Annotated in this window: 20 protein-coding genes, 1 tRNA gene and 1 pseudogene; 7 read left to right on the top strand and 15 right to left on the bottom strand. The window is 59.9% G+C overall.

The genetic code is table 11. The features are described from left to right. Window positions 1–10: 10 nt before the first annotated feature. From A5892_RS09930 to A5892_RS21015, 3 genes are all read left to right on the top strand, one after another. Window positions 11–775 (top strand): SDR family NAD(P)-dependent oxidoreductase, encoded by a 765-nt coding sequence (locus tag A5892_RS09930; RefSeq protein WP_064122668.1) that lies wholly within the window; start codon window positions 11–13, stop codon window positions 773–775. 141 nt (window positions 776–916) lie between these two features. After that, window positions 917–2044, top strand: a complete 1128-nt coding sequence (locus A5892_RS09925; RefSeq protein WP_064122667.1) for an alkene reductase — start codon at window positions 917–919, stop codon at window positions 2042–2044. Window positions 2045–2350: 306 nt separating this feature from the next. After that, on the top strand, window positions 2351–2611 hold the full coding sequence (locus A5892_RS21015) for an aldo/keto reductase (protein ID WP_082890607.1): 261 nt from the start codon (window positions 2351–2353) through the stop codon (window positions 2609–2611). Here the strand turns inward: A5892_RS21015 and A5892_RS09920 are convergent. Both A5892_RS09920 and A5892_RS09915 read right to left on the bottom strand, forming a co-directional pair. Then, a complete protein-coding gene (locus A5892_RS09920) occupies window positions 2547–2732 on the bottom strand; it encodes a hypothetical protein (RefSeq protein ID WP_064122666.1) in 186 nt (61 codons plus the stop codon). The genes A5892_RS21015 and A5892_RS09920 overlap by 65 nt on opposite strands. A gap of 30 nt (window positions 2733–2762) precedes the next feature. After that, a complete protein-coding gene (locus A5892_RS09915; RefSeq protein WP_064122665.1) occupies window positions 2763–3512 on the bottom strand; it encodes an SDR family oxidoreductase in 750 nt (249 codons plus the stop codon). 105 nt (window positions 3513–3617) lie between these two features. Here A5892_RS09915 and A5892_RS09910 point away from each other — a divergent pair, with 105 nt between their 5' ends. After that, window positions 3618–4544 (top strand): LysR family transcriptional regulator, encoded by a 927-nt coding sequence (locus tag A5892_RS09910; RefSeq protein ID WP_064122664.1) that lies wholly within the window; start codon window positions 3618–3620, stop codon window positions 4542–4544. A gap of 235 nt (window positions 4545–4779) precedes the next feature. On the opposite strand, the gene A5892_RS09905 is transcribed toward A5892_RS09910, so the two are convergent. The 4 genes from A5892_RS09905 to A5892_RS09890 form a co-directional block, all read right to left on the bottom strand. Continuing rightward, window positions 4780–5754: a biotin-dependent carboxyltransferase family protein gene (locus tag A5892_RS09905; protein WP_064122663.1), complete on the bottom strand. Its 975-nt coding sequence runs from the start codon at window positions 5752–5754 to the stop codon at window positions 4780–4782. After that, complete coding sequence (gene pxpB, locus A5892_RS09900; protein WP_064122662.1) at window positions 5751–6455, bottom strand: 5-oxoprolinase subunit PxpB; 705 nt, start codon at window positions 6453–6455, stop codon at window positions 5751–5753. Before pxpB ends, A5892_RS09905 begins: the two co-directional genes overlap by 4 nt. After that, the gene (locus A5892_RS09895; RefSeq protein WP_064122661.1) at window positions 6452–7195 is read right to left on the bottom strand and encodes a 5-oxoprolinase subunit PxpA; all 744 of its coding nucleotides are present in this window, start codon (window positions 7193–7195) and stop codon (window positions 6452–6454) included. Before A5892_RS09895 ends, pxpB begins: the two co-directional genes overlap by 4 nt. Before the next feature lie 139 nt (window positions 7196–7334). Then, entirely contained in the window at window positions 7335–8006 is a 672-nt protein-coding gene (locus A5892_RS09890; protein WP_064122660.1) for a Crp/Fnr family transcriptional regulator, read from the bottom strand. Between the two features lie 282 nt (window positions 8007–8288). Here A5892_RS09890 and A5892_RS09885 point away from each other — a divergent pair, with 282 nt between their 5' ends. After that, window positions 8289–9326 carry a fatty acid desaturase gene (locus A5892_RS09885; RefSeq protein ID WP_064122659.1) on the top strand — a complete coding sequence of 346 codons (1038 nt, stop codon included), beginning with the start codon at window positions 8289–8291 and terminating at the stop codon, window positions 9324–9326. Between the two features lie 30 nt (window positions 9327–9356). On the opposite strand, the gene selD is transcribed toward A5892_RS09885, so the two are convergent. Together selD and A5892_RS20475 are read right to left on the bottom strand one after the other, a co-directional pair. Further along, window positions 9357–10391 carry a selenide, water dikinase SelD gene (gene selD / locus A5892_RS09880; protein WP_064122658.1) on the bottom strand — a complete coding sequence of 345 codons (1035 nt, stop codon included), beginning with the start codon at window positions 10389–10391 and terminating at the stop codon, window positions 9357–9359. Continuing rightward, window positions 10384–10563: a hypothetical protein gene (locus tag A5892_RS20475; protein WP_190295588.1), complete on the bottom strand. Its 180-nt coding sequence runs from the start codon at window positions 10561–10563 to the stop codon at window positions 10384–10386. The genes selD and A5892_RS20475 overlap by 8 nt, the downstream gene beginning before the upstream one ends. Before the next feature lie 313 nt (window positions 10564–10876). On the opposite strand from A5892_RS20475, the pseudogene A5892_RS21010 reads away from it, so the two are divergent. Further along, window positions 10877–11762, top strand: a pseudogene (locus A5892_RS21010) (DDE-type integrase/transposase/recombinase). Window positions 11763–12288: 526 nt separating this feature from the next. On the opposite strand, the gene A5892_RS20230 reads toward A5892_RS21010, so the two are convergent. From A5892_RS20230 to selA, 6 genes are all read right to left on the bottom strand, one after another. Beyond that, the gene (locus A5892_RS20230; RefSeq protein ID WP_150123519.1) at window positions 12289–12648 is read right to left on the bottom strand and encodes a hypothetical protein; all 360 of its coding nucleotides are present in this window, start codon (window positions 12646–12648) and stop codon (window positions 12289–12291) included. A gap of 166 nt (window positions 12649–12814) precedes the next feature. Next, window positions 12815–14542, bottom strand: coding sequence for an ATP-binding protein (locus A5892_RS09865; RefSeq protein WP_064122655.1), 1728 nt, complete (start codon window positions 14540–14542; stop codon window positions 12815–12817). A gap of 10 nt (window positions 14543–14552) precedes the next feature. After that, complete coding sequence (locus tag A5892_RS09860; RefSeq protein WP_064122654.1) at window positions 14553–15557, bottom strand: SIR2 family protein; 1005 nt, start codon at window positions 15555–15557, stop codon at window positions 14553–14555. A gap of 959 nt (window positions 15558–16516) precedes the next feature. Then, a tRNA-Sec gene (locus tag A5892_RS20225) sits at window positions 16517–16614 on the bottom strand. A gap of 25 nt (window positions 16615–16639) precedes the next feature. Beyond that, window positions 16640–18559, bottom strand: coding sequence for a selenocysteine-specific translation elongation factor (gene selB, locus A5892_RS09855; protein ID WP_064122653.1), 1920 nt, complete (start codon window positions 18557–18559; stop codon window positions 16640–16642). Beyond that, window positions 18556–19998, bottom strand: coding sequence for an L-seryl-tRNA(Sec) selenium transferase (gene selA, locus A5892_RS09850; RefSeq protein WP_064122652.1), 1443 nt, complete (start codon window positions 19996–19998; stop codon window positions 18556–18558). The genes selB and selA overlap by 4 nt, the downstream gene beginning before the upstream one ends. A 265-nt stretch (window positions 19999–20263) precedes the next feature. Between selA and A5892_RS09845 the strand changes: the two genes are divergently transcribed. After that, the gene (locus tag A5892_RS09845; RefSeq protein WP_064122651.1) at window positions 20264–20581 is read left to right on the top strand and encodes a type II toxin-antitoxin system RelE/ParE family toxin; all 318 of its coding nucleotides are present in this window, start codon (window positions 20264–20266) and stop codon (window positions 20579–20581) included. On the opposite strand, the gene fdhE is transcribed toward A5892_RS09845, so the two are convergent. Then, entirely contained in the window at window positions 20578–21534 is a 957-nt protein-coding gene (gene fdhE / locus A5892_RS09840) for a formate dehydrogenase accessory protein FdhE (RefSeq protein WP_064122650.1), read from the bottom strand. The two genes, A5892_RS09845 and fdhE, sit on opposite strands and share 4 nt — an antisense overlap.

Raw genomic sequence — 21534 nt, 5'->3', positions numbered from 1 at the left:
GGACTTCATCATGAGTAAGACGCTTGCGGGCAAGGTTGCCCTCGTAACCGGAGGCTCGCGCGGCCTGGGAACTGCAACCGCGCTCGCGCTGGCCGATCAAGGCGCGCATGTGGCCATCAGCTATGTGGCTTCAGCCGAAAAGGCCGCGGCCGTCGTAGCCGCGCTGAAGGCCAAGGGCGTGCGCGCTGTGGCGATCCAGGCCGATCAGGGCGATCCCGCCGCGTCCGAGCCGCTGATTCAGAAGGTGGTCGCGGAACTCGGCAAGCTCGACATCCTGGTCAACAACGCCGCCATCGCGTTGCAGGGCAAGACCATCGATGACCCGGCCATCGACAACGCCGGCTTGGACCGTCAGTGGAGGGTCAACACCTTGGGTGTGGTCGCCAATATCCGGGCGGCCGTCAAAGTGCTGCCGGAGGGCGGTCGCATCATCTCGGTCGGCTCGGGTCTTGGCACGCGCGTTGGCTTCCCTGGCGTCGCGGACTATGCGGCGAGCAAGGCCGCTGTCATTGGGTACACGCGCGGCGCGGCACGTGATATTGGCCCGCGCAACATCACGGTGAACGTCGTCCAGGCGGGGGTGGTGGATACGGACATGGCCGCGGACGCCGTCGGGTCGCTGGAGAATCTTCCGCCGATCGTCATGGAATCGCATGCGATTCAGCGGCCTGCGGAACTCAAGGAAGTCGCGGCGGCGATTGTCTTTCTTGCCGGACCCGACGCGGCCTTCATCACCGGCTCCGTGCTCGATGTGAATGGTGGATTCACTGCGTGAAGAGAAGCAGCGAAAACAGCATGCCGACGCCTTTTTGATATTGGGCATCACCGGCTTTGCATGGACTCTGCCGAACGAAATGAACGTATTCCAAACCGGATCGTTCGACAGCACTTTTTTTTAACTTGAGGACTTATCCAAATGACTGACCTGTTCGATAGCTACACCCTCGGTGGACTGCCCCTGAAAAATCGTCTCGTCATCGCTCCCATGACACGATCACGCGCACCGCAACACATCGCGACGGAGCAAATGGCCTTGCACTACGCACAAAGGGCCACTGCTGGTTTGATCATCACTGAGGGAACTTCGATTTCCCGCGAAGGACAGGGCTACCTGTTCGTTCCTGGCATCTACAGCCAAGAGCAGGTTCAAGGATGGAAGCTGGCCACCGACTCCGTGCATAGTGTCGGCGGCAAGATCTTCGCACAATTGTGGCATGTGGGGCGGGTGTCCCATACGTCACTGCAGCTCGATGGCCGGGCTCCGGTCAGCGCCTCGAACAAGGCCGCGCAGGGCGTCACGGCGTTCGGCTATACAGAGTCGGGCGAACCAGGTGAAGTGCCGGCTTCCACTCCTCGCGCGCTGACTACCGATGAAGTCGCCCGAGTGGTCGAGGATTTCGCTCAGGCCGCCGCCAATGCCGTGGATGCTGGTTTCGATGGCGTGGAAATCCATGGCGCCAATGGCTATCTGATCGAGCAGTTCCTGAACCCGCTGGTGAACGACCGTACGGATCGCTACGCGGCAAGCAATCTGGCTGATCGCCTGCGCTTCGTCCTTGAAGTGGTTGACGCGGTCTGCGCCCGCATTGGCGCGCAGCGAGTGGGTATCCGGATCTCACCCTACGGCCGGCTTTTCGATATGCCGGATTTTCCTGAGATCGACGAAACATACCTGGCTCTCTGCGAGGGCCTGAGCGAGCGTGGCATTGCCTATGTCCACGTGTCGGATCAGAACGGTTTCTTCCTGCTCGACGAAAGCGTTGCAGTACAGGAACAGGCATTTGTCAGGCTCCTGAAACACTGCAAAGAAAAGTTGGGAACTACGGCGTTGATTCTGGCGGGAAATATGACACTGGAACGCGCGCAGGATCTCGTTGACGCTGGATTGATCGACCTCGCGGCCTTTGGCCAGCCTTTCATCGCCAATCCTGACTTGGTTGCGCGGCTGAAGAACGGTTGGCCGCTGACCACCCCAGATCGCGATACGTACTACGGCGGCACGGCAAAGGGATACGTGGACTATTCGCCTTACGTCCCGGTTTAACGAGCCAGCATATATTGCTGGCTCAGGAACCGAACTATTGGCGAGGAAGAGTCGACGCAGCGATTGGCCGCCGCGACTTTTGTCACCGGCTTGGTGCTCGATGTGGATACTCGATTCATCGCGTGGTTAGTCTGGCTTGCAGTCACTGACTATCGGCTATTGGCAACGTGCTGGCAGGACGGATGTCCTGCCTCACGCTCTTGCAGCCGGGGGCCTGTCCAACATGACGAATTTTGAGAGAGATTGCGATGGAGTACAGACAGTTGGGCCGCTCCGGGCTGAAGGTTCCTGCCTTGAGCCTGGGGTATAGCCACATCCGGTGGAAAGGGCAAGATCTTTGAACAGTTTGGGAAGACGGGGATCGATGAGGCTCGACGCATCGTCGATCTTTGCCTCGATCATGGAATCGTTCTCTCTGACACAGCCGATATCTATTCGAAGGGTCTGTCGGAGAAGATTCTTGGAGAAGCGCTCAGAGGGAATCGCAATCGCGCGATGCTTGCTAGCCGTGCAGCAGCACAACAGGCGTTTCCTGGTCCTGGCCAGCCTGCAGGTAGTGCAGCGTGACACCGTTGATCTGGGCGGTATGGCTCTGGATGGCATCGCCATCCGCCGCATGGGCGGCTGGCTGCAGCACCATCAGCACGGCAGCCATTGCGAATTGCATAAATCGCAGCGAGGCATTCATGATCTTCTCCTTGGTGCTAGAGGATTTGAGTCAAAGTTGGCTCATGCCGCCGTCGGCAATGATCTCGGTGCCCACGATGTAGGCGGACTCTGGCGCCGACAGGTGCAGCACCGTCGCAGCGATCTCTTCCGCTGTGCCGAAGCGCCCGAGCGGGATCTGGCTCTGGATCTGCGCGGCTGTGGCCTCCTGCGCAGACGTATCCAGCCCCAGCTTGCCGTAGATCGGTGTGGCGACCGGCCCCGGGCTAACCACGTTGACCCGCACGCCGCGCGGCAGCAATTCCGCCGATAGCGTCTTGGCCAGCGAGATGACTGCAGCCTTGCTGGCGGCGTAGACCGAAGAATTCGGCATTCCGATGCGAGCATTGATCGAACCATTGATCAAGATCGCCGCCCCCGGATTGAACAGCGGCAGCAGTGCCTGGAGCTGGAAATACGGGCCCTTGGCGTTGATGTCGAACGTCTGCTCCCACAAGCGCTCGTCCACGTCCGGAAAGGCGGCGAACTTCGCCACGCCGGCGTTGAGAAAAACGGCATCCAGGCGTATATCGAGCTCGATAAGGCTCCCGGCCAGTGCCTTGGCGTCGGCCAAGTCGCCTGCATCGTTACGCAAACCAATGGCGTTGCCGCCCAGCGCGGCTTGAGCTTGCTCCAATGCGACGACATCTCGGCCCGTAATGACCACACGGGCGCCTTCGGCGGCGAATGCTTTAGCGGAGGCCAGGCCGATGCCACTGCTGCCGCCGGTGACGAGTACGGTCTTATCGGAAAAGCGGTTCATGAGATTTCTCCCTCGATATCAGCGAATTGCTGTAGCTGAATGATGGAGCGTCATTAGCAGTTTTACGCATCATGTCCACGATGAAATCGTGCGAAGGAATCGAACATGTTGTCCTTCGATGAACTGGCCCTGCTGGAAGCCATCCGGGATACTGGTAGCCTGTCGCGCGCCGCAGTTCGATTGGGCAAAGCACCGTCCACGGTGTCGCACGCCGCGAGGCAGATGGAAGACCGGTTCGACGCTCTGCTGTTCGACCGCCGTCGCTACCGGCTACAGCTCACCCCAGCCGGTCACGTCTTGGCTCACGAGGCCGCGCGGCTCATGCAGGACGTCTCCAGATTGACGCAGCGAGTCAAGCAGGTGGCTGGTGGTTGGGAAAACCGTTTGTGGATCGTTACTGACGAAGTGCTCGAATTTGAGACCCTGGTGCCGGTTATCCAGGCGTTCGACGCACTGAAGTCCGGCGTCACACTGCGCCTTACCCAGGAGGTATTGACTGGCACCTGGGATGCGTTGCGCGAAGGCCGCGCGGATCTAGTGGTGGGCGCCACCAACGAGCCGCCGGTCATTCCCGGGCTGCGCTGGTTCGAGCTGGGCGTGATGGATTGGGTCTTCGCTGTATCGCCGCGCCATCCGCTGGCCAAGGCGAAGAAGCCGCTGGACAGGGATGCCGTCATTCAGCACCGATCGATCGTCGTGGCCGATACCTCGCGCAGGCTGGATGTGCGCGGCTATGGCGTGCAGGGCGGCCAGGCAACGCTCGCCGTACCAAGTATGCGCGCCAAGATCGAGGCCCAGCGCCAGGCTCTAGGCGTCGGCTGGTTACCGCGCGATCGTGTCGCCGGTTTGCTCAAGCGTGGCGAATTGATCGAGAAGGAGATGGTCGATCCGCGCGAGCCCAACCAACTCTTCGTGGCTTGGCGCGGCGACCATCAGGGACGTGGGCTGGATTGGTGGCTAGAGCAGTTGAAGAACAAGCGGCTGGCGGCGCGATTGGTGCGGGGCATCGACGTCGCTGCCGTCGTGGGATAGTGCAACGGCCTATCGGGCAAAGGCATCCGCAGGAAAGATCAGTTATCCCCCTGCAGCACGCTCCAGCTTTCTTTTTCTAGGCTCTTGTGCGGCTCCTGGCTGACAGCGGCTCACGCCCGGCAACTTCCAAGAGAAAGCGCTAACGTATTGTCCCGTATATGGTTTCACCCTTCTTGTCATTTGCTCGAAAGGCCTGACACAGGCAGCTTTTTGATCGCCAGCCAGGCCACAACACTCAGTACGGCTGCGGCGGCGGATGATCGAAGAAGTCGTTGAAGCGCGCGAGCTCCGCTTGCATGGTCTCCACATCGATCGGCGCGAAACGCACCTCCTGGCGCGCCGGCACCTGGGACAGACGGCCGAGATCGAGCGGGTGCAGCCAGCCGAACAGCGGGTAGCCCCCCATCGTCTGGCAGTCAGACATCAGCACGATCGGCTCGCCATTGGGCGGCACCTGGATTGCGCCCGGGCAGATGCCGAGCGACATCTTGCGGCTCGGCACCTCGCGCAGCGGCTGCTCGTGGCAGAGGCGGATCCCCATCCGGTCCGAGCTGGCCGAGACCTGCCAACGCTGGTCGAAGAATCGCTCGATCTGCGCCGCGGGAAAGTGACGATGATCGCCTCCCGGCAGCACGCGCAGCAGCGGTACCTCCCGATAGTCGGGAATCATCTTCCACGGCGCGCGCGCGCCTAAGCGAAAGGCGTCCCCACCGGGCGGATGGGCGAGCAGGTCGCCGCGCGCAAGCGGGCGTCCGTCACCGTGCAGGCCACCGAGGCGATTGCGCGCGTGGGTGGCTACCGAGCCCAGCTTGGGTTCAACCAAGAATCCACCGCGCACCGCCAGGTAGCCGCGCTGGCCGCTGGAGGCGAAGCCGACGCTCAGGGTCTGCCCGGCGCGGATGGCGAAGCGGCTCCAGCCGGAGAGCGGACGCCCGTCGAGGTGCAGCGCCATTCGCGCGCCGGTGAAAGCCAGCCAGGTATCCTCGCGGGCACGCAGCCGCAGGCCGCCGAGGGTGACCTCGATCAAGGCGCTCCCGACCGGGTTGTCGAGCATCCGGTTGGCCCAGGCCGCCGCGTGGGGGTCCATCACCCCGGAGCGGGAGACGCCGAAGCGTTGGCTGCCGATCCGGCCACGATCCTGGATCAAAGACAGCACCCCCGGTTCGAGTAGCTCAAGCGCCCCCGTCCCGCCCTTCTTTCGCTGGGTCATGTCACTCTCCCCACCGGCATCTCCCACTCGCCGTCGAGGGCATGGAACTCGTTTTCGTCGATGGCGTAGAAGCGCACCGCGTCGCCTACCTCGAAGCGCCCGGGCGGCCAGCGCGATGGGTCGTAGAGTCGGGTCGGGCAGCGCCCGATCAGGTTCCAGCCACCCGGCAGGGCCTGCGGGTAGATCCCGGTCTGGTGCTCGGCGATCGCCACGCTCCCCGCCGGCACCAGGGTGCGCGGGGTAGCACGACGCGGACGCACGAGCAGCGGGTCGAGCCCACCGAGATAGGCGTAGCCAGGCACGAAGCCGACCGCGCCGACGTAGTAGTCGCCGGCGGCGTGGCGTTCGATCACCTCCTCCACGTAGAGCCCGCAAGCCTCGGCGACCTCGGTGAGGTCTTCGCCGGCGTACCACACCGGCATCTCGTGGCGGCGCGCGGTGCGTGCCTGGCCAGTATCGAGCTCACGCCATTCGGAGAGCATCGGCCCGAGCAAGCGCTCGAGGCTCGGGTAGTCGATGCGACGCAGCGAATAGTGAATCAGCAGGGTGTCCCAGCCGGGAATCATGTCGAGCACTGCCTCTCCGAGGCGGGCTTCGACCCGGCGGGCGAAGTCGATGATCGAGCTGGAAAGCAAACGGCTCGGCGGGCGCTCGAAGCTGATCAGCGCAGCCTCGGCCCCGGCGGGTTCGATCCGGATCACTGGGCCTCCAGCGCTGCGCGCAGCCGGGCCAGCACCGCGCGCGACTGCGGATTGTCACCGTGAACGCAGAGGGTGTCGGCGGCGAGCCGCATCGGCTGGCCGTCGATGTCGTCGAACGCCTCGCCGCGCGCGATCGCAAGCGCCTGGGAGACGATCCGCTCCGGGTCCTTGTGCACCGCATCCGCACGCGAGCGCGGCGAAAGCTGCCCATCCGCGAGGTAGGCGCGATCGGCGAAGGCCTCGAACAGCACCGGCACCCCCGCCGCCTCGGCGGCCGCGAGCACCGGCGCGCGATCCGCCACCGCCAGCGTCATCAGCGGTAGGCCCTCTCGGTAGAGCCGGCAGGCGCGCAGCGCCGCGTCGAGCATCTCCGCCTGCTGGTAGATCGCGTGATACAGCGCACCGTGGGGTTTGACGTAGTCGACCTGGGTGCCATTGGCGCGGCAGAAGGCGTCCAGCGCACCGATCTGGTACAGCAGCAGGTCGGTGACTTCATCAGCACGCATCGCCATCGCCCGGCGTCCGAAGCCTTGCAGATCGGGATAGCCGGGATGGGCGCCGATCGATACCCGGTGCTCGACGGCAAGCCGCACGCTCTGCGCCATGACGCTGAAATCGCCGGCGTGGAAGCCGCAGGCCAGGTTGGCCTGATCGACCAGCGCCATCGCCGGCGCCTCGTCGGCGATCCGCCAGTTACCGAAACTCTCACCCATATCGCAATTGAGCAGCAGCCGTGCCATGCGGGGGTCTCTCCTGTAGCTCGTCGTTATTGAATGCTGTTGTCGAAGCTTGGACGACGAGTCTGCGCAAGCCACGCGCACGGTGTCCAACAAAAAAACCAGATCACAGGCGATAAGCCGATGGCCTGAATGGGCGCGATCAGGGGTCGATCCACGGGTGATCGTGGAGCACGACGTTGAGCAGCGAGCTGTGGATCTCGATACCGCCGTTATAGGAAATGAAGCCGAGCTCGCGGAAGCGATTCATGAAGAAACTGACCCGCGAGCGCGTGGTGCCGATCATCTGCGCCAGCGTCTCCTGGCTGATCTTCGCGATCACAGGCTCAGGGCCCCCCTCCTGGCCAAAATTCGCCAGCAGCAGCAGGGTCCGGGCAAGGCGCTTTTCGCTCGAGTTGAACAGCTGGTCGACCAGGTCCGCCTCTACACGAATGGCGCGGCTCAGCAGATGGGCGATGAAGGCTTCGGAGAACTCCGGCTGCTCGCGGATCAGGCGAACGATCGCCGGCTTCTCCAGGCGCACGATCACCGCATCGGTCATGGTCGTCACTGTCGAGATGCGCAGCGCCTGCCCGGCGAGGCACCCCTCGCCGAAGAACTCCTCCTTGCCGAGCATCGCGACCACCGCTTCCTTGCCCTGCGCGGAGACCACGCTGACCTTGACCTTGCCCGACTGGAGGTAGAAGACCGCATCGGCCACCTCGCCCTGGACGAACACGGTTTGATCGCTTTGGTAGCGCTCGATGCGCTGCCCCTCGCCGATCCTCGACAGCACCGATGCGGCCTCGAACGACGGCGGATGACGGATCGTCATGACACGACCTCCTCTGGTGACGCACCGCAGGCTATCGCTGGGAAGCGCCGATGGCATCGGCGCTAGAGCCATACGGCGGCCGCTGGAACCGCTCTGATCGAGCGTAGCACGGCGACGGTGATCAATAATGCTCAGACATCGGACGGCGCACGGCGCACAATGGGGTCACAGAATACCCTTCGCCGAACTTCACCTCGGCACGCCCCCTGCCCCGGACAGGCTCGCCGGGCAATCGCTTCAACGGTTGCCCGGCGAGCCTCCGAGCCTCTCAGGAGCTGCGCTATGAAACCTCTGGCCGCGCCAGTCGATGCCACCGCACAGACCCGCACGCTGGTGCGCGCGCTGGGTGGCTACCGCGTAGCGCATCTGTCCCGCAGCCTGGCGGAGATCGCGATCACGGTGATTCCCTTCGTCCTCGTCTGGGCGCTGCTCTGGTACTGCGTAAGCCAGGGCTACTGGATAGGCCTGGCGCTGGTCATCCCCGCGGCGGGATTGCTGGTACGCATGTTCATGATCATGCACGACTGCAGCCACGGCTCGTTCTTTCGCTCCCGGCGCGCCAACGACTGGGTCGGCCGGGCAATCGGCGTGCTGACCCTGACCCCGTTCGACTTCTGGCGCCACACCCACGAGCTCCATCACGCCAACTCAGGCAATCTCGACCGCTCGCGCGTCGGCGGCATCGACACCCTGACCGTGCGCGAGTATCGTGCGCTTACGCCGCTCCAGCGGCTGCGCTATCGCGCCTACCGCCACCCGCTGGTACTGTTCGGACTCGGCCCGGCGTACATTTTCCTGCTCGACAACCGGCTGCCGGTGGGCTTCATGCGTGCAGGCGCGATGCCTTGGCTGAGCACCATGGCGACCAATCTAGCGATCGCCACCGTGGCGGCGGCGATGATCTGGCTGGTCGGCGTCGTCCCCTTCCTGCTCGTGCAGCTACCGATCATGCTGCTGGCCGCCTCGATCGGGGTATGGCTGTTCTACGTCCAGCACCAGTTCGAGGAGACCTTCTGGGCCCGCGACGAGGAGTGGAACGTGCGCGTAGCGGGGCTGCACGGCAGCTCGCACTATGACCTGCCGGCCGTGCTGCGCTGGTTCACCGCCAACATCGGCGTCCACCATGTCCACCACCTGTGCTCGCGCATCCCTTGCTACCGCCTGCCCGAAGTGCTGCGGGAACATCCCGAGCTCCGCGACATCGGCCGGCTGACCCTGGGGCAGAGCCTCGCCCTGGTGCGCCTGATGCTGTGGGACGAAGACCAACGACGGCTGGTCTCCTTCAGGCAAGCGCGCCCTGCGCTGGCCACGCGGGACTGAACGCTCGCGGGGCGGGTCGCGCAGTGCGCATCAACGCAGCTCGACCGCATGGCGCCGCTTCGCCACCAGTTCGCCGAAAGAGACCAGCGCAAGGCCGAGCTCCGCGGCCATCGCCAGGAACGCCCCCTCCTCGCGCGGCTCGACCGCGACCAGCAGCCCACCGCTGGTCTGCGGATCGCAAAATACCTGCCGCTGACGCTCGCTCAGCCCCTCGATCCGCTCACCGTAGCTTGCGAAGTTGCGCTGCGTCCCGCCCGGCACGCAGCCGCGCTCGATGTACTCATCCACCCGCTCGAGCACCGGCACCCTGGCGGCATCGATGCTGGCGGTGAGCTCGCTGCCGTCGGCCATCTCGACCAGATGCCCGAGCAGGCCGAAGCCGGTCACATCGGTCATCGCCCTGACCCCCTCGAGCCGAGCGAAGCGACTGCCCGCGCGGTTGAGCGTGCACATCAGATCCCGCGCCACGCCGACGTCCTGATCGAAGAGCGCGCCCTTCTTCTCCGCGGTGGTGAGGATGCCAATGCCCAGCGGCTTGGTCAGGTAGAGCCGGCAGCCCTCGGTGGCGGTGTCGTTGCGCTTGATCCAACGCTTGTCGACAAGGCCCGTGACCGAGAGACCGAAGATCGGCTCCGGCGCATCGATCGAATGGCCCCCAGCCAGCGGAATGCCCGCTTCATCGCACACCGCCCGTCCACCGCGAATCACCTCACGCGCCACCTCCGGACCGAGCTTGTCGACCGGCCAACCGAGGATCGCGATCGCCATCAGCGGATCACCCCCCATCGCATAGACATCGCTGATCGCATTGGTCGCCGCGATCCGACCGAAATCGAACGGATCATCGACGATCGGCATGAAGAAATCGGTGGTCGAGATCACCCCGCGCTCCTCGTCGATCGCATAGACCGCCGCATCGTCACGCGAGGCATTGCCCACCCACAGCCTGGGATCGAGATGCTGCGCCCCACTGCCAGCGAGGATCACCTCCAGCACCTTGGGCGAAATCTTGCAGCCGCAGCCCGCACCGTGGCTGTACTGGGTCAAGCGGATCGGCTCACTCATCGCCGCTCCCTCCATCCAAGGGGTGGAAAACATCGGAGCCTGGATTCTCATGGTTAGCGAAGGGATTGCCAAGGTTGGCGAGGATCAAGCAAAGATCGAAAAAGGTGGGGGCTTTGATGCCGGCATTTTGCGCAAGGCAACTGGGCCAAAGCATAGAGGTGATCTTGTACACCCACTCCAGGTGGCTGGATGGCGCTCAAAGCCACATGGAGATGGTGGGGCTGGACACAGCACTCAAAGGAGATTTGCCCCAGACAAGTCCCAAGAACCCAGAAATATGATCACAACCCAATGATTCAGAACAGCAATGTGGCGGAGAGCGTGAGATGCCACAATGCACTATAACACATTGATTTTAATGGCATTAAATACGATGCAAACCAATCGTAATATACCCTTTCATATACCATAAATATTTGAAGAGTCGGTAAATCAGAGTCTAGGTGTAGGGGATTGTGGTATCAACCTATGTCTGCAGAGGACCCATGGCTCAGATTCTTCACTCACGCGCCAAGACCGTGCACGCCATCCGAAAAGAAATACAGCGATCGAAGGCTTCGGTCGCGGCATTGAGCCGCCGCTATGGCCTCAATCCCAAGACCGTTCGCAAATGGCGTGCACGGGACTCGGTCGAGGACGTGGCCATGGGACCCAAACGCCCTCGCTCACACTCCTTAGCACCGCTGGAGGAAAGCGCGGCGCTCGAGTTTCGTCGACGGACCTTGCACCCGCTCGATGATTGTCTGTTCACCTTGCAGCGATTCATCCCGCACCTGACCCGGGCGAAACTCCATCGACTCTACCAACGTCATGAGATCAGCCGGCTGCCGGAAGACAGCCATGAACAGCCCACCCCCAAACGCTTCAAATCCTATCGGATCGGTTATCTGCACATCGATTTCAATGAGATCCGCACTGGCGAAGGGAAGGCGTATCTGTTCGTCGCCGTCGATCGTACCTCGAAGTTCGTGCACGCCAAGCTGAACCGCCAAGCGGGCCGAAACGAGGCCGCTGCCTTTCTCTAGGAAACGCTGTCCCAACTACCGTACCGTGTTCACACGGTACTGACCGACAACGGTGTGCAGTTCGCCAAGCGTCCGAGGACCGAGACATACAAGCCCCATCGTTTCGATCTCATTTGCCACCGGCATCGAGCATCGGCGGACCCAGGCCTATCATCCGTGGACCAACGGCCAAGTCGAGCGGATGAATCGGACGCTGAAGGAGGCCACGACGCAGGCCTTCCACTACGCTAGCCTAGACGCGCTATCAGCGCATCTCCGAGGCTCGAATGCCAAGGAATGCCCACAATGGAAAAGCCCCGAAAGCCAGCGAATTAGCTGTTCTTCGGGGCTTTTTGCCTCGCGATGATCTGCGAGGTAAGAATACAGGCCTGGCGGGATGATAACCAAGCATGCAACCCATTGATTAATGGAGGAATGAAATTTTTTTCCATACCAAATATACCTATCAATATACCTAATGAAATATCAGGTCACGAATATACCTAATAAATTTCATCAAGTCCGCTTATGTCTTTGCACACGTAAAGAAAGCATAGAATCGCTTGCGGATTCTTCCCTACCACGCGCTCGCTTGACCCTATCGAAAAGCGCATGAGCCATGTCATGCCAACAACCTTCGATCTCCTGCCATCGAGCATGGCTACACTGTGGAGTCAAAATATTATTTAAATATAGTCAAACCATTTTCCTTTCTGGACAGACTGGATTAATAGTAACTCAAGGATCTAATTAATACCTATTAAGCCAGACTTGGTCAACAGAATCCAAGACTGAACATGTAAATAGCCCAGCTACAAAATATTCTAAATAGATTCAGGCGTCATAAATAATTTATTTAATGAAAGTTTGACAATTTGTTTACCTTACTCCCTTTAGTTTTTCCGGTTTTTACCAAGCCCATAACTACCACCTAAGAGATATCGTCCAGGTGATAACGCGTCTTCACTGTATTCTCGATCCGGTCGGTCAAGATTATCAAGCCAGCGACGACGTTGAGCAGGCATCATATCACAAAGCTTTGTCCGACCGGATTTGATCGTAATATCTTTAAGATGGCACTTAATATGCTTATGGTAATTTTTGTTCTTGACAGGAAACCGACAAAAAGAACACGATATATAGTCATCTGGATTCAGGCAATGATGCTTGATCTGGTGGCGCTGTAAATTATATTTTTTCACTCGTATACCGCAGAGGAGGCAAGCAACCTCTTTTTCTAAATTGGTTGACATATAAACTCCTTTAAGTTGTGCAATTAACGTATTTTATTGACAATTCACATGCTAAATTCATTACACAAACAATTTATATAAATAGCTAGCAACCATATGCTATATTCCGAAAAGTTTTCTAGTAAAACTATTTACTATTTTCATCTTTATACATACCTTATCCTGACTATTGAATATTTTGCTTTCTCCAATTATCGATTGCCGCTGTAAGTCGATGTTCCTCAACAGGTGCCTGCCACTCGTCCCAAAAATCTACAGTTCCACTATTGGGTCTATTCGCTGGCTCGTCTACCCTTATTCGACTAGGGAGTAAACTTGCGTCGCCAACCATTAATGCTTCTCCTGTATCCAAAGTAGGGAGAATATCTCCAAAACCACCCAAGCTATCTGGAAGCAGCTTTTTAATTACCCCTTGGTCTTCAGCATTGGTTAATCTCATTGAAATAAAATTGCTGCATTGACTAAGTATGGTTTTATTAACCTCTGAAGGCCTTTGGCTTATAACCACAAGGCTCAGGCCATATTTCCTACCCTCTTTAGCTATTCTTTCAAATATATCAATTGATATATTATTGGCAGAATCCGCCATACTTCTTTGTGGTATATAGAGATGAGCCTCATCACATAGCAACGCTATTGGATGGCGCAATTCAGAGGGAGTCCACTGCTGGATAGAGAATGCGACACGTGCAACCAGTGAAACGATTAATGGGAGAATATCTGATGGAACTTCTGAAAAATCAACTATTTTTATTCCTGCAATATTATTTTCTGAAGTACACCCTACTAAATTAGCAGAAAGCTTGTTCAACCATGAAAAATCTAAAACATCTTCACCGCCACTAAACAAAAAACCCAAACGTCTATCAGAAATTTTATTCTCTAGCCTAGAAATCATTCTTGCCAGTTTTCCATAGAATTCGCCTTGTTTATCTCCTCTTGCACCCGCGACCATCTCTGTATTTATAGAGTTCAATCTTGCTAAGAGCTCCTTCAGATCGAATGGAACGGGACTATCAACGGTAAAATGTGATAATATATCCACATAATTTCTATCTTCAAGGTATTTCCTTTTTGCTTGGTTTATTTCCCTTGCCATAATCATGGCTTGATTGGGCGCATTCTGGTCACTACGGTCGACAAACATAGAAACTAATGCTTCATAAGAAAGCAACCAATAGGGCAAGAAAACTATGCCTTCATCTAGTGTGCGCGCACTCTCCACATCGGCTGGGCCTGCCACTTTAAGCTGTTGAATGCCGTCGCCTACCAAAGGTGAATATTCACCATGAAGATCAAAGATTATCGCATTTGCTGAGTCCAGCCTCTCCATCTGCTCAATAATCCTAGCGGTTGTCCATGACTTTCCGGATCCTGTACTACCACCAATAAAAGCATGTCGCTGGAAAAATTTATTTCCATTCAAATAAGCCACAGCATGTTCATCAAGAGTATATCTTCCCAGCGTCAATGAGTTTTTATCTGCAGCTATACTCGACAGGGTTCTCATGAAGCCGGTAAGATTATCTCCTTCTAAAGAAAAACAATTGGCGTCTATTTCTGGAACAGACTCTAAGGTACGACGAAACACATTCTCTTTATTCCCATCGCGATCTAATAATGTCCCTATTAATGCGATTCTGCAAAGATTGAGTTCCGCATATTGATCGACAATACCATCATTTAACTCTTCAGCAGCAGACTTTTTTCGAGTAACTTGAGTAATTAGACCAATCAAATGCTGGCCAGGCCTACTGCTTTGTAATACAGCCAAATGATTAACCTGTAACCTTTTCAATTGATTTATATTTTCGACATCAACAATTACCGTTGCAGTGTCAACAGATGCTACTTTTCCAAGCGCTTCATCATCAACAAAATTGAAAATAGACATTATTACTCTCCTACGTTATTAGAGTTAAGTAGCCATCGATGTTCCAGAAGTTTTTTTCAACTATTACAGGATTTTCTTCTAGAGAACTGTAAACCACAGACTGATCGTCATGATCACCACGCTCAATCGCCAAATAGTTGCTCATACCGCCATTAATGACATACCTTTTTGTAGCATCAGAAAGTGCATATGTCACTATAGTGATAGGTGCACCCTGGCGAGCGCATTTGGTCATGAGTTTAGGCTGTATATGCTCATCGTTGAACCCATATCCGATACATAAATATGAAGTCGCTGCTGTAATAGCCTGATCAGCATTATTAATAATGGAGCGATAAGGTTCTAAATGAGTTCTCTGATATTTTTGTGTGCCAGGAGTGACTATTTGAGGGCCATATCCCTTAGGGATGTCTTGAAGATGCGGTAATCCTATAATATCTTCTAAAGGAGACTTAAACCAGTCGATCGATCCATGAACCTTCCATATGTTAACCTTCCGATTTACTTTTATTTCTTTCGGCTGACTTAACTGCCGAAAAAAGCCATGAGTAAATCCTGTATAGTGGTGGATTTTTTCCCTTTCACATGCGTACTCAGCGAGTCTATCATAGTTAGTAGTAATAATATTGATGTTAGATATGCTAGATTTAAACATATGGGAAATTATCTTTCCCAAGCTAAAGCGTTGGTTATTTTGAAGATACTCGTGAAATATTCCTAGATCTTCAGCATTTATAAGCTCCCATGTCTTTCTTATTATGCATGATGTCAGCTCTTCTGAAGTTGCCACTTGATGGAGAGCTGTCTCCAGGTCGGTACCTGACTCAAGAACCCTACAAAATTCAGACCAAGTGATTTTATCTTTGGCAGAAATGTCTGATATGTCAATTTTTTTTACTAAATATTCCGCCAATGCTTCCATGCCTGACATTCCATGGGCGCAAGAAGCTCCGCTTCCTAATATTATTAAAGGAGCCTTACTATAATAATCTTGTGCCTGCTTTTCATAGTTCATTGAATCAACATTCCTCCGACTGGGACTTATTATTCTTGCGAACAGCGGAATTTCAAGACTTATTCTTAATTTATAACGCGGATCTACTAAAGCCAGAGAATCATTTTGTGTGATAGTCCTCTATTCCCAGATCGCTCTTTAGTCTAAATACGCTTTAACAAATTCAAACCAATAAAACAGCTCTCAACTTTCGCCGAGGCGGCGGCTGCTTAGAACGTCAGACCTGTCAGGAACACCGTGGCTTCAACAAGAACACATTTTGAATCAATTTGACACAATCTGTAGCATAGCTTCCAGACTCTCGCCGCATTTTTCCTTCCCTTCTCGAAAAAACGCATAAATCCGCATAATTTTTTGCCCTCCCTCCCCTGTCCGCCGCCCCAGCACTGGCGCGGCTTTCGGCCGTGTCCGGCCTGCCGAAAAACCCACCCATTTAGCGCGCACGCGGGGCGGAGAGTCGAAAATGCGCAGGCGAGGGTCGCAGCACGATGGCGAAATCGGTGCACCAAAGGACAGGTCGTGCAGTACGCGATCAGGCCTGGGGTGAATGTTGTTGGCGATCAGCTGCGCTGGCGCTATATGGCCTGCTCCCGCTCCAGGCGAAGGGTACTGACACTAGACAGAAGAATGAACTGTGATAGCGTCGCCCTCCCTATTGCGTGAGACCAGCCGATCAGCGCTTCGAGCCATTGGCAGTAGCAGTGCGTGGTGTCTCGCCTCCACTCTCGGCCTTTCGGGCACAAGATGGCACAGGGATACCGAAGTGACAGCCGGTCGATCAGCGCGCGGCGCCTAGCCTATCGCTCCAACCATAAGCTTATAGCGGGTATTGAATCACCTCGAGCAAGCTAACGCCGGGGCTTCGTCTGTATCCCTCGACAGGCGTCCATCAATGCCGAGACGAATCGCCGCTTCGGCGCGTAAGGACGCCGCTCGGGACGAACGGTAGAGGGGAGTGATGGCGGAAGAGCGTGGGAGTCGAACCCACCGAGGACTGCTTGGCAGCCCCCACACGGAGTTGAAGTCCGGTCGCCCCACCGGGGGTCGATCCTCTTCCTTTGATGCGCTTGCCGCTCGGTCCTTCAGTGCCACATATCGGGCCGTCGAATGCGGTGCACGTCGCGTACCCGCCGGGTGAAGCCGATGCGGTCGAAGAATTCGAGCTGCTGGATCGCGAGCTTGCGGCCTACCTGGATGCGATCACGGTATTCACGGGCGAGGATGCTGCCATGCTCAGCCTCGATTGCCAATCCTATTTCAGCCAGGGTTTGGATGGTGGCGAGTGGGTAGAAGTGATCCTTGCGCACTTGGTAAAGCGCGCCGAGCCGGGCGCTGGCGCTGAGTACTTCGCGCACCCGCTGTTCAGCGAGCCCTTGGCTCTGGGCGATGTCGCGGACCCGGGGGGGATCGAAGCTTTCATCGAGCAGCGGTGCGATGCGCTGCCATAGCGCTTCGTCTTCTTCCCCCAGCCGGGCGCGATGGCCGGGTTCGGCGATGAAGGGGCCGTGGCTGACCAGCCGGCCCTGGGCGAGCAGCCGCTCGAGCAGCTGGCGGAAGATCGGGCTGGCGAGCCTGGGGGCGGCCTGGCGGCGCAGGCGCTCGCGCTCGGTGCCGGCGGCGGCGGGTTCGAGCTGGTGGTTGGCGGCGACGACCTCGCACAGGCGCTGTTCCAGCGCGGCGAGGTGGCCCGGGGCGAACAGCCGGGTCTCGCTGTCGGCGCTGATGATCACCAGACCCTGGGCCTCGGCGCGCAGGCGTAGCGCTTCCATCCGGCGGTTGAGGTTGGCGGCGAGCGGCGCCAGCTCGATGCCGTCGCCGCGCAGTTCGGCGAGCGCGGCGAGGGCGGAGTCGAAGCCCTCGGCCGACTCGGTCGCGCCGTGATCGAGCGCGCGGCGCAGTATGCCAAGCCATGCCAGCCGCTCGGCTCGCCGGGCGCCGCGCCGCGGTGGGCGGCGATCGAGCACCCGGCCGCCACCAAGCGTGCGATCGGCGCCGTGGCTGCGAATCACCACCCGGTCCGCGCAGCAGGCGAGCACCGGCTGGTCGAGCGTGAGCTGGGCCAGTGCGCGGCCACCGGGAGCAAGCTCGCTGCCTTCGAGCAGCCCTACCCGGCCGGTGAGGTGGGCGGCGCCCAGATGCACGTGCACCGGGGTCCAGTGGGCCAGCGGCCGGTCGAGATCGGCGAGCAGGCGCAGGTCGATGTCCAAGCGCTCGTGGCCCTCGGGGGGCTCGCTCGCTTCGACCACCCAGCCGCCGCGCTGGATCTCGTTGCGCTCGACGCCAGCGAGGTTGAGCGCGCAGCGATCGCCGCGCCGGGCGCGCTCGGCGGGCCGGTTCTGGCGCCTGAGCCCGCGCACCCGGACGCTCTCCTGGGCGGGAAAGAGCCGCAGCTGGGCACCCTCCTCGACCTCGCCATCGACCACGGTGCCGGTGACCACCAGCCCCGCGCCGGTCTTGACGAAGGCACGGTCGACCGCGAGACGAAACAGCCCCGGTGCGGGGCGGGCGCGCCAGCGGCTGGCGCACTGCCAGAGCCAGTCGCGCAGCGCCTCGATCCCCTCGCCGCTGCGGTTGGACAGCGCGAAGATCGGCGCGGGCTCGCCGAGCCAATCGGCGAGTTCCAACTGGCGCTGTTCGATCAGATCGGCGTCGACCAGGTCGCACTTGGTCAGTGCCACTGCGCGTACCGGAATCGACAGCAGCCGCAGGATCGCAAGGTGCTCGACGCTCTGCGGCATGATCCCGTCGTCGCAGGCGACCACCAGTAGCGCACCGTCGATGCCGCCGATGCCGGCGAGCATGTTGTGAATGAATTTCTCATGCCCGGGCACGTCGATGAAACCGAGCTCGACGCCTTCGAGTCCCTGCGGATAGGCGAAGCCCGGCTCGATGGTCAACCCCCGCGCCTTCTCCTCCTTGAGCGCGTCGGTGTCGATGCCGGTGAGGCATTTGATCAGCGCGGTCTTGCCGTGGTCGACGTGGCCGGCGGTACCGATGATCACCGCAGCCCCTCCGTCCCGGTGGGCCGTGCGAGCTGGTCGATGAAGGCCGCCTCGTCGCCCTCTTCCAGGCAGCGCAGGTCGAGCCACAGTGCGCCCTCCTTGAGCCGTCCGATCACCGGGCGCTCGAGCCCGCGCATCTGCGCCTCGAGCCGGCGCAGCGCGCGCTCGCGCTCCTCGCGTCGCTCGGCCCGGGGGCGCCATACCAAGGCGTGGCTCGGCAGTCGGTCGACCGGCAGCGAGCCGCTGCCGAGCTGGCTCATGCAGGCGGCGAGCTCGATATTGAATCCTTCGAAGCGGGCGTCGAGGTCGTTGCCCAGCCGCGCCAGCAGGCGTTCACCGGTGGCGCGGATCGAGCCCTCGTCGCGACATAGCAGACGCAGGGTCGGCAGCGTTCGCTCGAGATGGTCGTCGTCGCGATAGTGGCGCAGGGTCGCCTCCAGCGCGGCGAGCACCAGCTTGTCGAGGCGCAGCGCGCGCTTGAGCGGATGGCGCTTGATTCGCTCGATGCAGTCGCGCCGGCCGACGATGATGCCGGCCTGCGGGCCGCCGAGCAGCTTGTCGCCGCTGAAGGTGACCACGTCGGCGCCGTCAAGGATCGCATCGCGCGGCAGGGCCTCGTGGGGCAGCCCGAAATCGGCGAGATCGATCAGCGCGCCGCTGCCCAGGTCGACCACCAGCGGAAGCCCGGCGGCGTGGGCGATCTCGGCCATCTCGCGTTCACTGAGCGTGCTGGTGAAGCCCTCGATCGCGTAGTTGGAGGCGTGGACTTTGACCAGCAGCCCGGTCTCCTGGTTGATCGCATCCCGGTAGTCGCGCGGGTGGGTGCGGTTGGTGGTGCCGACCTCGCGCAGCCTGCAGCCGGCGGCGGCCATGATATCGGGCATGCGGAAGGCCCCGCCGATCTCGATCAACTCACCGCGCGAGACGATCGCCTCGCGCCCGGCGCCGAGCGCGCCGAGGGTCAGCACCACGGCGGCCGCGTTGTTGTTGACCACCGTCGCGGCCTCGGCACCGGTGAGCTCGCAGAGCAGCGCCTCGACCAGCGCATCACGATCGCCCCGTCCGCCGTCCTCGAGGTCGTACTCGAGTGCCACCGGCGCGCGCGCCACTCGGCCCAGCGCCTCGATCGCCGGCTCCGAGAGCAGCGCGCGGCCGAGATTGGTGTGGATCACCGTGCCGGTGAGATTGAACACCGCCCGCGCCCGGGGCCGGGTCCAGCGGCTAAGGCGCTCGAGCACGGCTCGCGCCAGCGCTTCCTCGGTCACTGCCTCGAGGGTCGCCCCTTCACGCGCCGAGGCCAGCTCGTCACGCACCATGCGCAGGCTCAGCTTGTGGCCGTAGCGCTCGACCGCGGCCTGCAGCAGGGGATGGCGCAGTAGACGGTCCACCGAGGGCAGCAGCCGGCGGGCATCGACGATAGAGGCGGGAAGATCAGGCATGGGACTCTCGATCAACGAAGATTGATGAAATCAGGATCGCTCAGCGATCAACCCGACGCCAGCCAACGCCCGTCGGGTTCATATTTCAGGCCGTACGCGGGACACCCGCAGCGGGCCGATGGCTAAACATTCCCGCTTCTGTGCCGAGACCTGCATTCAGGGATATCTCGTAGTAGCGAAACGCCCGTGTTCGGCAACACCGGTAACGCACCGACTTGCTCCTATTACACAAGGCGGTATAGCGGTCATACGCACAAGGAGATGGATGTCCATTCGATTTCGCTACGGGTGGCTGCATGACTTCTTCAATTTCGGTGCCAGCCATCGATCCATTCTGGCCAGCCTCGAAGGGGCCTTGGCCAGAAAACTGGACCTCATCGATGCCTCGACGAGCGAAGCCGACCTGAGAGTCCCGCCCGGCAATCGCTTCGAGCATCTCAACGGCACCCTGCGGGGCAAATGTTCCATCCGGGTCAACCCGACGCGAGGAGCCGGACATCGGCGCCAGGCCGTGGATCGACCCTTGCAGTTCGTCCCGAAAGAAGCGAAGTGGAACCGAGCGGCGTTCCATGCATTTGCCTAATCACCGAAGGCGAGCAGCGGGTTGAAGCCGGCGCGGGCGTAGCCTTCGGCGTCGAGCAGCGCGTCCAGCCCGAGGCTTGCGAGGTCCTCGGCGAGCGGCTCCGCGTCGGCCTCCCACTCCCGGTCGACCAGCTTGAGGCCGCCGCCACACTCGCCGCAGCACTCCGCGCGCAGCGCGAGCCCACGCTTGCCCTGCTCATCCTCGCAGCCGATGTAGTCGAGCTTGGCGGTGCCGGTACACTGGCTGCAGCGCGCGCGTTCGAAGTACCACTCAGTGGCACACAGGCCACAGTGCAGGTAGCGCGTCCGAGAACGCTGGCGGCCGAGCTGCACCACCGAGGCGAGCGGTGCCGAGCCGCAGCACGGGCAGCGGCCTTCGGCACCGGCCAGCGGTCGGCCGGGCAGCGGCTCGAGCGTGCGGGCGAGGCGCGTCCAGGCGACCTGCAATGCGCCACCCACGAAAGGTGCAAGCGCCCGGGTATCGCGCGGGATCGGTGCATGGTCGAGCAGCCGTCGCGCCAGCGCCAGGCGCCGCTGCGCAGCAACGTCGATGAGCCGCCCAAGCAGCAGGCGCTGGGCGGCAAAACGCTCGCCCTCCCGCGCGAGTATTGCGTCGAGCGTCTCCAGCAGCGCATCGAGATCGTCCCGCCAGTCCAGCGAGCCGAGCAGCGCCGCCGGGGTCAGCGGCGGTACGCCTTGCTCGACGGCGACGCGCCAGGCACGCGCATCGAAGCCGACGGTGGAAACGCGGTCGAGGCTGGTCCGGTGCTGCGCCTGACACAGCAGCGCCGAGAAGTGGAGGAACTCGCCCATTGCCGGCAGGCGCGCGGCCAGCTGGCGCAGGCGCTCGGCGCGATGGGCGAAGATCCGCTGCCCGGCGACCACCACTTGGGGCGGTTCGCCGTGGCGCGCGGGCTTGGGGTCGAAGGGGGTATCCGATATCCACTCGCTCAT

The sequence above is a fragment of the Halotalea alkalilenta genome (assembly GCF_001648175.1).
GTDB lineage: Bacteria > Pseudomonadota > Gammaproteobacteria > Pseudomonadales > Halomonadaceae > Halotalea > Halotalea alkalilenta_A.
This window is presented reverse-complemented; position numbering and strand designations above follow the sequence as displayed.